This is a genomic window from Micromonospora sp. II (genome assembly GCF_001709195.1).
Lineage (GTDB): Bacteria > Actinomycetota > Actinomycetes > Mycobacteriales > Micromonosporaceae > Micromonospora > Micromonospora chalcea.
Genome location: NZ_LYXF01000024.1, coordinates 230,536 through 244,075, shown reverse-complemented (window position 1 = coordinate 244,075; position 13,540 = coordinate 230,536). Strand labels below are relative to the sequence as shown.

9 protein-coding genes are annotated in these 13,540 nt (G+C 73.6%); 3 read left to right on the top strand and 6 right to left on the bottom strand.

Annotated elements, in window-relative coordinates:
- Positions 1-248: 248 nt before the first annotated feature.
- The 3 genes from A8711_RS12985 to A8711_RS12975 all read right to left on the bottom strand — a co-directional run bounded on the left by A8711_RS12985 (position 249) and on the right by A8711_RS12975 (position 7,430).
- Positions 249-2,273: a hypothetical protein gene (locus A8711_RS12985; protein ID WP_069088665.1), complete on the bottom strand. Its 2,025-nt coding sequence runs from the start codon at positions 2,271-2,273 to the stop codon at positions 249-251.
- A gap of 199 nt (positions 2,274-2,472) precedes the next feature.
- Positions 2,473-4,173 carry a bifunctional 3-(3-hydroxy-phenyl)propionate/3-hydroxycinnamic acid hydroxylase gene (locus A8711_RS12980; RefSeq protein ID WP_069088345.1) on the bottom strand — a complete coding sequence of 567 codons (1,701 nt, stop codon included), beginning with the start codon at positions 4,171-4,173 and terminating at the stop codon, positions 2,473-2,475.
- 116 nt (positions 4,174-4,289) lie between these two features.
- On the bottom strand, positions 4,290-7,430 hold the full coding sequence (locus tag A8711_RS12975) for a BTAD domain-containing putative transcriptional regulator (RefSeq protein WP_069088344.1): 3,141 nt from the start codon (positions 7,428-7,430) through the stop codon (positions 4,290-4,292).
- A gap of 254 nt (positions 7,431-7,684) precedes the next feature.
- Here A8711_RS12975 and A8711_RS12970 point away from each other — a divergent pair, with 254 nt between their 5' ends.
- Positions 7,685-8,512: an SAM-dependent methyltransferase gene (locus A8711_RS12970; protein ID WP_069088343.1), complete on the top strand. Its 828-nt coding sequence runs from the start codon at positions 7,685-7,687 to the stop codon at positions 8,510-8,512.
- Here A8711_RS12970 and A8711_RS12965 read toward each other — a convergent pair.
- The 3 genes from A8711_RS12965 to A8711_RS12955 form a co-directional block, all read right to left on the bottom strand.
- Entirely contained in the window at positions 8,492-9,310 is an 819-nt protein-coding gene (locus A8711_RS12965; RefSeq protein ID WP_233607839.1) for an endonuclease/exonuclease/phosphatase family protein, read from the bottom strand. The genes A8711_RS12970 and A8711_RS12965 overlap by 21 nt on opposite strands.
- 157 nt (positions 9,311-9,467) lie before the next feature.
- Positions 9,468-10,118, bottom strand: a complete 651-nt coding sequence (locus A8711_RS12960; RefSeq protein WP_069088341.1) for a M23 family metallopeptidase — start codon at positions 10,116-10,118, stop codon at positions 9,468-9,470.
- A 48-nt stretch (positions 10,119-10,166) separates the two neighbouring features.
- Entirely contained in the window at positions 10,167-10,550 is a 384-nt protein-coding gene (locus tag A8711_RS12955; protein ID WP_223200967.1) for a VOC family protein, read from the bottom strand.
- Between the two features lie 825 nt (positions 10,551-11,375).
- Between A8711_RS12955 and A8711_RS12950 the strand changes: the two genes are divergently transcribed.
- Both A8711_RS12950 and A8711_RS12945 read left to right on the top strand, forming a co-directional pair.
- A complete protein-coding gene (locus A8711_RS12950) occupies positions 11,376-12,557 on the top strand; it encodes an aminotransferase class I/II-fold pyridoxal phosphate-dependent enzyme (protein ID WP_199744108.1) in 1,182 nt (393 codons plus the stop codon).
- Positions 12,554-13,540, top strand: coding sequence for a UbiA family prenyltransferase (locus A8711_RS12945; RefSeq protein WP_069088339.1), 987 nt, complete (start codon positions 12,554-12,556; stop codon positions 13,538-13,540). Before A8711_RS12950 ends, A8711_RS12945 begins: the two co-directional genes overlap by 4 nt.

Below are 13,540 nucleotides of genomic sequence, written 5' to 3'. Positions count from 1 at the left end.
CCACCCGTGCCGCAATCACGGACTGGAGGGACATGTCCGTCTCATGTGGAATCGGCACCTTATCGGAGACAGTTCCTACTGCGGAGAAGAGCCGGATAATGAGGTCTTGTTCGGGATCTGGCCGTAAAGACGCGGGATATCCAATCGCTGATTCACCTGTCAGCGATCAGACGCCGCGCGCCGCTGCCGGTGGCGCCACTCCCCCGGCGGCGGACCGGGCGTGCGCCATCGCACGCCCGGTCCGGACGTCACGGGCAGGGCCGGCCCGGGCAGACGTCGATCACCTTGCCGGTGAGCAGGAAGACGGCCTTCTGCCGCTGCGCGCCGGGCTGCGCGCGGGGGAACTCGTGCGAGTCCTCGCCGTACTCCGGTCCGGCCGGGGCGAGGTTCGTCGGCGGTGGCGCGTACGCCGCGCCGCTGTTCCAGACCACCATGGCCGAGCCCGCGTACGGGTACCTGCGGATCGGCGCGATGCCCCAGAACGGGCGCACGTCCGGTGACCAGCCGTCGGCGAGCGCCGGAGTGTGCAGGCGGGCGCCGATGGTGCGGGCCTGCACCTCCGCCGCCGCGGTGGAGACCTGCTGGTCGGCGAAGGCCACGTGCATCAGGACCCGGTGCGCCGGGGTACGCGGCAGCGGCCGGTCGGTCATGTGCTGGGCGTACCCGTTGGCCTCGGACCGGTCCCACAGCATCTGCAACAACCCGAAGACGAGCTGCTGATCGATCTTGTCCGGGTAGTAGCCGTCCAGGACGGTCTGGAACGGAGCGAAATCGACGCTGCGCTGCAGCAGCGTGGAGTAGTTCATCGCGGGCACGCCGAGCACCGAGCGGGTCCAGTCCTGGGCGATGGCGGTCAGCGCGCCGCCGTTGATGCCGCCCTGGCTGTTGCCGTCGTAGTGCAGCCCGCCGGCCACGTCGATCAGCGGCCGTCCGGCGGCGTCGCGGAACGCCGGGTGGCCGGCGAACCCGTTGCGATGGATCATCGTCCGGCCGAGGAAGAGGAAGTTCAGGAAGCTCTGCTGGAGCCGGTCGGCCACCGCCGGGAAGGCGCTGAGGTCGGTGAAGGCGCCCGCCACGTACGGGACGTCGGCCGCCGCCATGCCGATCCAGCTGGTCGCGCAGAAGGTGAAGTCGTACGTCTGCGACATCGTCTTGACGTTGCCGGCGTTGATCTCGGTGGGCCGGCCGAGCAGACCGTGGCCGTAGAGCGACAGGTGGGCTGGCTTCGTGGCGGACGCGCTGCGCGGGATGTTGCAGACGAAGTCGGCCGCCACCGTCGTGCCGGACGGTGTGGGCAGCGCGTTCGGCGTCGGCGGCGTGCCGTCGCCGCCGGGCGGACCGTAGTGCAGCCGGGAGCCCGGTCCCCCGTCACCGGTCAGGTAGGACGGCACGGCGACGGTGCCGGTCACCTGCCGGGCGATCAGCGGGTCCTGCTCGGGCGTGTAGTCGGTGACCTGGCTGACGGTGAACGAGGGAGCGCGGCGGCCGAGCGCGGCGAACGCGCCGTCCCGGACCGCCAGCATCCGCCCGGTCAGACCGTGCCGGCTGGCGACGGTGAAGTCCCAGGCCAGGTAGAGGCTGTGCCGCTTGACGCCGGCCCGGCTCAGGTCGGCGAGGATCCGTTTCATCTGAGGCGCGCGCGGGTCACGCCGGTCCAGGCCCGCGCCGGTCACGTAACTGCGGAACGCCTTCGGGGCCGGGATCAGCGCGCCGTCGCCGTCGCGCATGCCGCGCAGGCCGACGACGTACCGGGCGCCCTCGGTCAGCGCGACCGCCGGCCGGATGATCAGCACCTGCCGGTCCGGGTTGCCGGCGGCGTGCGCGTCCAGTTCGGCCCAGTACGGCGTACGCCGCCCGGTGCGGGCGTCGAGCAGCACGATCGGCGCGTCCGGCGCCAGCGAGCGGCCCACGTCGGTGACCGGCGCGATCCGGGTCCGCGTGGCGTCGAGACCGGGTACGCGCGCCAGGATCGGCGAGCCGGGGCTGAACCCGTCCTGCCGGTTCCACTCCGCCGGGTCGATCGGTACGCCGAGCACGTTCGCCGGCATCGCGGAGGCGGCGAACCGCACCCGCTTGCCGGTCGGCGTGCTGCGGTCCGGCACGGTGAAGTAGTCGTTGGGGAACGGCAGCAGGCAGGCCGCCGGGTCGATCGGGTCGCAGGACCGGTTCGCGGCCGGCGCGGGCGGCGCCGCGGCGGCGCCGGAGCCGAGCAACACGGCCGATACGGTCACCAGCGCGGACACGGCGAGACGGAGCCGTCTGGGGGTGGGCACGCGCGTCTCCTTCGGCATCGGAGGGTGGTACGACGGTGGTGGATGGTGGTGCTCTTCCTACGCGCGTGCACGCATCCCGGCAAGGGCGTGCCCCGTCCACGAGGTCTGGTACGACCAGGGCGGGTGGTGGTGGGTGACCTCCGTGCCGTCCGCTGTGGACGACGAGAGGCCCCGGGAGGCACGACTGCCGGGCGTCCGGTCACGAATCGGCTGCCGCCGCGAGTCCCGGGGTGTCCGCCCGGCTCCGGCCTCCGTCCGGCGCGCCGAGCGCGGCCGACAGGTCCCGCCCGGCCTGCTCGATCCCACCGGCAGCCACCATGGCGAACACGAACCGGTCCGGCCGCAGCACCACCAGGTCGGCGCCGTGCCGTCGCAGCCAACCGCCGAGCACCCCCTCGGCGTCCACCACGTCGACCCGGTCCGGCCCGCCGGGTGCCGAAGGGCCGGCAAGCGGATCCGGCAGGTCGGCGAGCGACGTACCGCTCGGGTGGACCGCGACGAACCGCGCCGGCAGCCCCGGCCGCCACGCTCCGAGCGGGTTGTCCACGCCGGCGCGGCCGAGCACGGCGAAACCGTCGCCGAGCACCTCGTCGAGCAGGCGCTCCCCGGGCGCGCCCGGGACGAGGACCCGCGGCTGGGGGAACATCGTCCCGACCACGCCGGCGCGCCGCCCGCCGGCCATCAGGCCCCGCCGGTACGCCGGCACCGGCTTGAACTCGAAGCGTTCCACGAACCGCCGTACCCGGGGGATCGTCTGCACCGCCCGCAGCGCGGCGTCGCGCATTCCGGCGGTGACCCGGTTGCGGGCCAGGAAGACGTGCCCCAGCCGGACGCTCGTGCGCGCCATCTCCACCGTGTGCGGGCGCCGCTCGATCTCGTACGTGTCGAGCACTGCGGCGTCGGCGACGCCGGACAGCACCAGCGACAGCTTCCACGACAGGTTCGCCGCGTCGCGCAGGCCGCTGCACAGTCCCTGGCCCATGAACGGCGGCATCTGGTGGGCGGCGTCGCCGAGCAGGAACACCCGTCCCTCCCGCCACCGTCGCGCGATGAGGTGGTGGAAGGTGTAGACCACCGCGCGGGTGACTGTGAACCGGTCCGGGTCGACGTACGGCGAGACGAGCGCGGCGACGGTCTCGGGCCGCTGCATCTCGTCCTCGGTCTCCCCCGGGCGCAGCATGAACTCCATCCGGTAGCTGCCGGCCGCGCCCGGGGACACGAACGCCGGACGCCGCCAGTCGCAGACGAACCGGGTGTCCCCGACCCGTACCGCGTCGGGCGGCACGTCGCCGGAGACGGCCAGCCACGGCTCGGCGTAGCTCGCCCCGGACAGCGGGATCCGGACGGCGGCGCGGGTAGCGCTGCGCGCGCCGTCGCAGCCGAGCACGTACCGGGCGCGGACTGTCCGCCGCTGCCCGGTGGCCACGTCGGACAGCAGCACGGTGACCCCGTCCTCGTCCTGGGTGAGGCCGGCCATCTCGGTGCCGAGCGAGAGCTGCACGTGCGGGAACCGGTCCAGCCCGGTACGCAGCGTGTGTTCCAGCCGCGGCTGGTCGAAGAAGCGCAGCGGCGCGTGCCCGTACCCGAAGTCCGTCTCGGACAGCGCCATCCGGGCGAAGACCCGGCCGGCGCCGTTGACGTATTCCACGAGCGGCGGCGCGACAGTGGCGTCGCGGATCTCGTCGAGCAGGCCGGCCTGCTGGTAGATGCGCATCGCCTCGTCGTCGCAGGAGAAGGCCCGCGGCTGGCCGTGCGCCGTCGCACTGCGCTCCACGACGAGCGTGCGGACGCCGCGGGCGCCGAGCAGGTTCGCGGTGAGCGCGCCCACCGGCCCGCAGCCGATGACGGCGACGTCGACCTCCTGGACGGCCTGGCGATCCGGCGGCTGAACTGATCCCATCGTGATGCCCTTTCGGAACGTGGTCCCGGACGGCTCCGGCCGTCCGACGCCGACCAGGGCACCAGCCCGGCGTGGAAAGGGTGTGGAGAAGGCGTGGAGGCGGGCCGCCACACCGGTCAGAACGTCGCGAACCGCTGCCGCAGCAGTGCGGCGCCCTGGTCGGCGGCGATCCGGGCGCCGAGGTCCCACTCCGCGCGGTCGCGGCGCGCGGCCCCACGGATCCGGTGCAGCTCCGCGACGACGACGCGCTCACCGAACCGGTCCGCCACGGCCAGCCCTTCCTCGGCCAGTGTCGCGGCGGTCTCCGCGCGGCCGGCGGTCAGGTACGCCTCGGCCATCGCGGCGCACGTGATGGTGCGGGTGGACCGCAACCCGGGACGGTAGAACCCGTCGGCGGCGGCGCGCATCGCGTCGAGCCGGCCGTGGTCGCCGGCGCGGGCGGCGGCCCACTCCAGGAAGTACGCGCCGGTCGCCGTCATGTGCGGCAGGCCGGTGGACCTCCCGATGTCCCGGCACCGCCGTCCCGCGGCGTCGGCCGCGTCGACGTCGTGTTCCTGCATCGCCAGCCAGGCCGCGTAGAGCGCCGCGTTGGCCCGGCCGTACGGGTCGTCCAGTTCCTCGGCGAGGGCCTCGGCGTCGGCGATGTCCGCCCGGGCGCCGACCGGGTCGCCGCGCATCGACCGCACGAGCGCCCGGAAGTTGTGGCAGGCCAGCACCGGCCGCCGGCCGACCTCCCGGCGCAGCAGCGCCCGGTCGACGGTACGCAGCCGTTCGATGCCGGCGCTGAGCCGCCGCTCGGCCTCGGCCTGACGGCCGGTGAAGTAGCCGACCGCGCCGAGCAGGTACTCACCGGCCACGGCGATCAGCCCGCTGCCGTCGTCCGCGGACCGCACCAGGCGCCCGGCGAGGTCGGCGCAGATCGCGAACTCGGCCCGGTTGGCGGCCAGCTCACCCAGCGCCCAGAGCGCGTGCCGGAGGTCGGTGTCCGGCCCGACGAGCGTCAGCAGCTCCCGGGCGCGGGCGCAGACCTGGTCGACGGCGTCGCTGCCGACGCCGACGGTCATCTGCAACAGCGCCGCGCGGCGCAGCTGGACGGTCAGTTCGGTGGACGCCGCGTCGGGCGAGGTCTGCGCGGCCGGGGCCAGCCGGTGCGCGGCGCGTTCGAGGTGACCGAGCGCGTCCTCGTAGGCGACCCGCCGCGTCGCGTCGTCGGCGGCGCGCAGCGACCACCGCAGGTGGTCCTCGCCGTGTCCGAGGCCGATCGCCTGACCGTAGTGGCGGGCCAGCTCGGCCGGCGCGACACCGGCGGCCCGCTCGTACGCGCGCGCCAGCCGGGCGTGCAACGCGGCCCGGCGCGGCGGGACCAGCTCGGCGTAGGTGACCTCGGCGATCAGCGGATGGCGGAACGTGACGGTGCCCGGCCCGGCCTCGGTGACCAGCGCGGCCGTGTACGCCGGGGCGAGCGCTTCGGCGACCGCCGGTGCGGTGGTGTCCAGCGCCGCCACCATCACCTGCAGGTCCAGGTCGTGTCCGGCCACGCTGAGCAGGTCGAGGCAGCGTCGGGCGGGCTCGGGCAGCCCGACGAGCCGCAGCCGTACCGTGTCCCGGATGCTCGGCGGCAGTTCCGCGTCGGCCGCCGCGTCGGTGCGGGACCGCAGCAGCTCGGTGAGGAAGAACGGGTTCCCGCCGGTGCGGGTGACGAGGCGGGCCACCACCGGCTCCGGCGGCGCCACCCCGGTCCGGCGCCGGACGAGGGTGGCGACCGAGGAGGCGTCCAGCCCGGCGAGCCGGAGCTGACCGAAGTCGCGGCCGCGCGCCAGCTCGGCGACCGTCGCCACCAGGGCCGGGTCGTTGTCGTACGGACGGAGCGTGGCGACCACCAGCGCCCGGGACGTGGACAGCCCGGCGGAGAGGTAGCGCAGCAACAGCAGCGAGTCCGGGTCGGCGGCGTGCAGGTCGTCCAGCACGACCAGCAGGCCGTGCCGCCGGGCCGCCGCGTGCACCAGGCCGGACGCCGCCTCGTACACCTGGAACCGCGCCGTGGGGTCGAGGCCGCCGCCTTCCGCGGGGCCGGGCAGCGATCCGGCGGCGAACCCGCCCAGGCGGCTCGCCGAGCCGGTGGGGCCGGCGTCCGGCATCGCCGCGAGCGCGCGTACCACCTGGTTCCACAGCCAGAACGGTGGCGCCTGCCCGACGTCGGGACAGCGACCCCAGACGACCGGCACGCCGCCGGTGGCGGCCCGGTCGCCGAGCGCCGCGGCGAGGCTGGTCTTGCCGATGCCCGCCTCCCCCACCACTGCCAGCACCCGCCCGCCGCGCCGGGTGGCCGCGTCGAGCGTCTCCCGCAGCAGCGCAAGCTCGGCGCCCCGCCCCACGAGCGGGTCCGCGTGCCGCCGCGGCGACTCCGCGGCCGGGCCCGGTTCGGGTTCGGCCGGCGCCGGCGCGGGCCCGGCCGCCCGCACGACCTGCCGGCCGGCCACCGCCGAGGGTCCGGGCTGCGCCGGTACGGCCTGCTCCAGGATCAGCCGGTGCGCCGCCCGCATCTGCTCACCGGGGTCGAGGCCGTACTCGGCGGCGAGGACCCGGCGGCCCTCGTCGAAGGCCGCGAGCGCCTCGGTCTGCCGGCCGGACCGGGACAGCGCCAGCATCAACTGCGCGCGGGCCCCCTCGCGCAGCGGATTCGCCGACACGAAGCGGCGCAGTTCCGCCAGCAGCGGCGCGTGCCGGCCGGCCGCGACGGCAGCCGTCAGGCGGCCCTCCTCGGCGGTGAGCCGCAGCTCGGTCAGCCGCGCCACCTCCGGACGCACCGCGTTCAGCTCGCCGACGCCGGCGAGCGGCTCGCCCCGCCACAGTGCCAGCGCCTCGGCGTACGTCCGCTCGGCGACCGCCGGCTGCCCGGCCGCGAGCGTGTCCGCCGCCCGGTCCACCAGGCGTCCGAATCGGATCGCGTCGACGGCATCGTCCTCGACCCGCAGCTCGTACCCCCGGGGGCGGCTGCGCAGGACGCGCGCCGGCTCGCGGTGGGACCGCTCGGGCTCCACCGCCCGGCGCAGTCCGGCGACGTAGGTGCGCAGCGTCGTGTGGGCGCTGGCCGGCGGTCGCCCGTCCCACAGCGCCTCGACCAGCCAGTCGGCGGCGACGAACCGGTTCGGCCGCAGCAGGAACAGGGCCAGCAGGGCCCGCTGCTTCGGCCCGCCGAGCGGCACGCCTCGCCCGTCCCGGTCGATGCCGGGCGGACCCAGCACCCGGAACCGCACGCCATCACCCTTACGACGATGTTCACCTGTCCGATGCCGAGTATGGCAGTGTGAACGCCACATCGGACATCGGCGAACCGGTTCCGGCCCGGCGCGTTCCGCGTGTCGCACGGTGAACGTGCTGGTGACGGGCCGACGCCGTGGGAGCGGTACCAGCCGGGGCCACAATTCGGGCCGTCCGGTCGCTACACTCCCCGAAAACGCCCGTAACCCCACCGGCGGGCGGCGCTGATCAGAATCGAATGGAGACGCCTGTGACCCGCGACAAGGCGGCACCCCCCGGCATCGACCTCAACGTTCCCAGCGTCGCCCGGGTCTACGACTACTTCCTGGGCGGCAAGGACAACTTCGAGGTCGACCGGAAGGTCGCCGAGCACGCGCTGCGGATCACGCCGGACGGGCCCGCCGCCGGCCAGGCCAACCGGGCGTTCCTGCGCCGGGTCATCCGGTTCCTGGTCACCGAGGCGGGCATCGACCAGTTCCTCGACCTCGGCTCCGGGCTGCCCACGCAGGGCAACGTGCACGAGGTCGCCACCGAACACAACCCGGCCGCCCGGGTGGTCTACGTGGACAACGACCCGATCGTGCTGACCCACGGGCGGGCGCTGCTCGCCGCGGAGGGCACCGCGACGGTGATCCAGGCCGACGTCCGGGCGCCGCAGGAGATCCTCAACGACCCGGACGTCCGCCGGTTCCTCGACTTCGACCGGCCGATCGGGTTGCTGCTCTTCGCGATCCTGCACCACCTCGGCGACGACGAAAACCCGGGCGCGGTGGCGGCGGAGCTGATCGACGCGATGCCGTCCGGCAGCTACGTGGCGATCTCGCACTTCCGCGACCCCGGCGAGCGCGACCCGGAGGGCTCCCGCAAGGCGCGCGAGGTCGAGCGGGTCTTCAACGAGTCGCTGGGCACCGGCCGCTGGCGTACCGACGAGGAGATCCTCGCCTTCGCCGACGGGCTGACGGTGCTGGAGCCGGGGCTGGTGCCGCTGGCCGAGTGGCGTCCGGATCCGGGCGCGCCCGCGCCGCAGCAGACCGACACCTACCACACGTTCGTCGGGCTACTCGCCCGCAAACCGTAGGTCCGTCGCGGGCTCGCCGTCGATCGACACCGTCGCCAGCAGCGCCGGATGGTCGGTCGTCCCGCGCATGTCCACCGGCCGGTGGCAGCAGATCGTGACGTCGCCCGTCGTCACCATCTGCTGCCGGGCGCCGTCGTCGATCCGCCGGTAACCCGCCGGCACGCACGACCGCACGTCCGGCGTGCCGCCGACGCGCAGGTTGAGGTCACCGGCGAGCACTGTGGGCGCGTACCCGCCGTCGCGGCGGATCGCCGGCACCACCGCGCCGACCAGTTGGGCGCACTGGGCCAGCGCGACCTGACCGCTGGTGTTCGCCAGGTGCGTGGTGCAGGCGTGCAGCAGCCCGGCGGCCCGCAGGCAGAGCCAGACCCGCTCCTCCGGGTCGGCGAAATCCTGCGCCGGGTAGGTGCCGCGGTGCACTGTGGGCCGCGCGCCGCGCGCGTCGAGACGGGTCAGCAACCCGATCCCGTACGGCTGGCCGTTGTTGCAGTAGGTGGGCGCGGCGTTGGGGCGGTCACCGGCGGCGTGGAACGCGGACACCACCGTGCCGCCGGGACGGGCGGCCCGCAGCGCGCGCTCCAGCGTCTCCACGTCGTCGCGGCAGATCTCGTTGAGCGTGACCAGGTCGGGCCGCTCGACGGCGATCACGTCGGCGGCCTGGCGGACGGCCCGGCCGGTGTAGCAGCCGGCCCGGCCGCTGTTGCAGAGGTTCATCTGGAGCACCCGCAGCGTCCCGGACCCGGGCTCGCCGAGCGGCGCCGACCCGGCGGGCAGCCCGGCCACGACGAGCAGGCACACCAGCGCCAACGCCCGGCGGGCACGCCGGGCGGGACGGGTGGCGGGCGGCCGGGACAGCGGGGCTCCAGCGGGTACGGGCGGCGGGTGCCGGTGATCCTATCGCCGGGACCGCTCTCGCCGCCGTCCGGCGCGACCCCGGTGGTACGCCGAACCGTGGCTACCGGCGACCCTGGTCGCAGTTCGCGCTCGTCAGCCGGACGGTGTACTCGCGGTCGTCGGACGTGATGCCGGACGGCACGCCGTCGAAGTGGGCCTCCACCTTCTCCCAGCCCCGGCGCTGCTCGTAGTGCAGGTGCGGGGCGCCGGAGTTCCCGGTGCTGCCGACCCGCCCGAGCTGATCGCCGCGGGCCACCCGCTGACCGGCCTCGACCAGCGGCGGTTCGAGCAGGTGCAGGTACTGCGTCTCCCACTTCCCGCCATGGTCGATCTTCACCCAGTAGCCGCCGCCGCGCCCCTTCGGCCCGTTCGGGTCCTGCGGGGTGCGACCACCCAGGGAACCGTTGACCCCGGCCACGGTGACGGTGCCGGCGGCGGAGGCCAGCACCGGCCGTCCCCACGCCTCGCCCCGGGCCGGGAACAGGTCGATGTCGTAGTCGTCGTGCCCGGGATAGGTCGACAGGCGCCACGTCTCACCGCAGGCCACCGGGAGCTGGAAGGCCGGTCGCGGGCCCGGCGGCCGCAGCAGCGGCACCACGACCACAGCGACGGCGCCCAACGCGGCGAGGACGCCGACGACCAACGCGACGCGGGCCAGGGGGCGGCGCGGCCGACGGAGGGGACGTGGGTCGCGCGGACGCTGGGTGCTCATCGCTTCGAGCATGACACGGGCCATGCGGACGCCTGCGTGGCCGCGCGCCTATTCCCACGCCTGGGAGAGGGACTCGAAGGTCTTCGGATCGCTGTGGCACGGGATGACACACACGAGATGACCGCCCGGAGCCCGTAAGGTGATGCACTCCAGCCAGCGGCCGACCTCGACAGCGCCGAGGGCGATCAGCCGGCGTGCTTCGGCCTCGACGTCGTCGGTCTCGATGTCGACGTGATATCGAGCCGGCTCGTCCACGGACTGTATCGCGAGCACCAGGCCGGGCAACGCGCCGTGCAGAGAGGTGAACTGCGGCTCGTCGGGGACTGTACGTGCCGGAACGCCGAGTGCCGTCGACCAGAAGGCGGCGGCTGCGGGCGCCTCACCGCCCGGCACGTCGATCAGGATCGTCGAGAGTCTGCTGCGATGCGCCACGACGATCATTATCCACATTCCCCCGCCGATTCGCCTGCCCGATGCGCGACCGGTCAAAGCCGGGCAGCCGGAACGAAGATGCGGGTTATTCATCGACGACTATTCGTTGATCTTGTCGAACCGGCCGGATGACCCCTGTTCAAGCCCTCGATCACCGCCCTTCGCACCGCACCGGAAGCCGGCGTGGACCCCGCACCCGGGAGGAACCGACGCCCGAAGCGGGGTGGACTCGCGCTGCGGATCCGGCGTAGCATCCTGCCCCAGAGAGATCGCTTAGCGATTCGCCGCTGATGAATGTCGACAGCGGAACGGGGGAGGTACCGGTCTATGCGTTGCCGTCGAAATACCGTTTTCATCGGGCTGCTGTAGAAGCGCGTCTTCTGGTTCTGGTCCTGGCTTCCGAGAGCCTTCGCAAGCCTGATGGCCTGATGCCGGCTGATATCGCCGGCCCCGGATCGAAGTGCAGGCCGCGGTGCCCGGATCACCCGCTCGCATTCGGAATGGCCGAACCGCGGCCGGCGGCCGTCGTTCACCCGGGCGAACCCGCCACCGCGTGCCGGCGCGCCGTTGCGCCAGGCCGCCGGGCAGGTCCGGCCACCCTGCGGCGAGAGCCCGGGCCCGCCTCGGCGGGCACCCACCCGCAGAGCCTCCGTACGCCGTCCGCGTCCGATCGCCCACCTCCCTCCGCACAGCGGTTCCGTGCCGGCCGGAACCGGTCGGCGGTGCGCCGCCGTCCGGAGCGAGTTCGCCGACAGCTGGGGCAGCAGGTCCGCCCGATGACCTGATGCACACGGGGTACCAGACGAGAGGGGTTACGCGAACGTGGTGACAGTGGACATCTTCGGCCGCTGCCGGTCGTACACCGAGAGCAGGGAGGCTCGCGCGGCCAGGCTCTACCCGTACTTCACTCCTTTCGAGGGGCAGGACGCGACCGTCGCGCAGACCGGGGACGGCGACATCCTGATGTGCGGCTCGAACAACTACCTCGGACTCACCTCCCACCCCCAGGTGAAAGCAGCGGCGCAGGCGGCGATCGAGGCGTACGGGTCGTCGCGTACGGGCTCTCGGCTGCTCAACGGCAACACACCTCTGCACGAGGAGCTGGAGCACGAGCTGGCCGAGTTCCTCGGCATGCCGGCCGCTCTGGTGTTCCCGACCGGCTACCAGGCGAACGTCGGAGTCATCGCGTCGCTGCTGTCTCGTCACGACGAGGTCATCCTCGACCGCGAGGCGCACGCCTCGGCCTACGACGGCTGCGGCATGAGCCGGGCGAAGACCCGCCGGTTCGCCCACAACGACATGGCCGACCTGGAGCGGCAGCTGGCGGCCGGCCCCTCGGACGCCGGCCGGCTGGTCGTGGTCGACGGCGTCTACTCGATGGCCGGCGATCTGTGCCCGCTGAACGAGGTGGTCCGGCTGTGCCGGCAGTACGGCGCCCGCCTGCTCGTCGACGACGCGCACGGCATCGGCGTGCTGGCCGACGGCCGGGGCACCAGCGCCCATTTCGGCGTCACCGATCAGGTCGACCTCGTCACGGTCACCTTCAGCAAGTCGCTTGCGTCGATCGGCGGCGCGGTGCTCGGTCCGGAGGATGTCATCGAGTACCTCCGCCACCACGCGCGCAGCCTCATCTTCAGCGCATCCGCGCCGCCGGCGAACCTGGCCGCCGCCTACGCCGCGTTGCGCATCCTGCGGGCGGAACCATGGCTGTGCCGGCAGGCGGTCGAGAACGCCTCGTACGTGCGTCGCGAGCTCACCGCCCTGGGTTACGACCCGATACCGAGTGAGACGCCGATCGTGTCGGTGCGGCTCGACGGCGTCCAGCAGACCCTGCTCGCGTGGCGCAGCCTGCTGGACCGCGGCGTGTACGTCAACGCCGTGGTCCCCCCGGCCGCCTCGCCCCGGCTGCGGGCGAGCTTCGCCACCACGCACACGTCGGAGCAGCTCAAGCGCGTCGTCGCCGCGTTCGCCGAAGTCCGCGACCTGATGCACCTGGAGGACCGATGACCGTCAGCCGGCTCGAACCCGCAGTCAGCACCCGGGACCTGCTGGTGGCCTGGGCGCGGATGTGGCGGCTCCACTTCGTGCCCTTCTCGCTGTCGGCCGGTCTGGTCGGCATGACGGCGCCGCCGGTCGGGGCCAGCGCCGCGAGCATCGTGATCGGGCTGCTGTTCTGCACCCTCGGATACGGCGTCGGCGTGGTGATGAACGACTGGTTCGACCGCAAGGCCGACGCCGTCAACGCGCCGGACCGCCCCTTCGTCACCGGGCTGATAAACCCCCACGTCGGGCTGGGGCTGACGCTCGCGCTGTCCACCGCGCTGATGCTGGTGGCTGTCGTGGTCGCACCGACGCTGGCCCTGTGGAGCGTCATCGCGATCGGCGGTCACCTGGTCTACTCCTGGACCAAGCGCATCCCCATGCTGGGCAACCTCGTCAACGGCGTCGACATGGCGCTGTTCACGGTGCTCGGCGCCGTGGCCGTCCGACCCGACGCGGGATGGCTCGACATCCCGGCGGTGACCTGGTTCCAGACGGCGCTCGTCGCGGTCGCGTTCAGTGGCTTCTGCCTCGTGGGGTACTTCAAGGACATCGAAGGCGACCGGGTCGCGGGCTACCGGACGCTGCCGGTGGCCATCGGGACCAGGGCCTCCAGCCGGATCGCCGTGGTGTTCCCGGTCGTGGCGGTGGTGGCCGCGGGCGCGGCGGCCGTGGCGGGCGCCGATCGCGCGGGCGCCTATGCCGAGGTCGTCTTCTGGGCGCTGCTCGTCGCGTCCGGGCTCGGGTTCACGCAGAGTCTCGTGACGCTCATCAGGGCGCCGGAGACCCGCGCGTACGAGGCGCTGGTCTGGTTCATCAGGGCGACCACGCTGTTCTTCCTGTCGCTCGGCGCGCTGCACCGGCCGACGCTCTTCCTCGTCGTCGCCGTTCCGATGATGGCCTATCTGGAGCTGACGTTGCGCGCGACCCAGTCTTCCCGGCAGGCATGA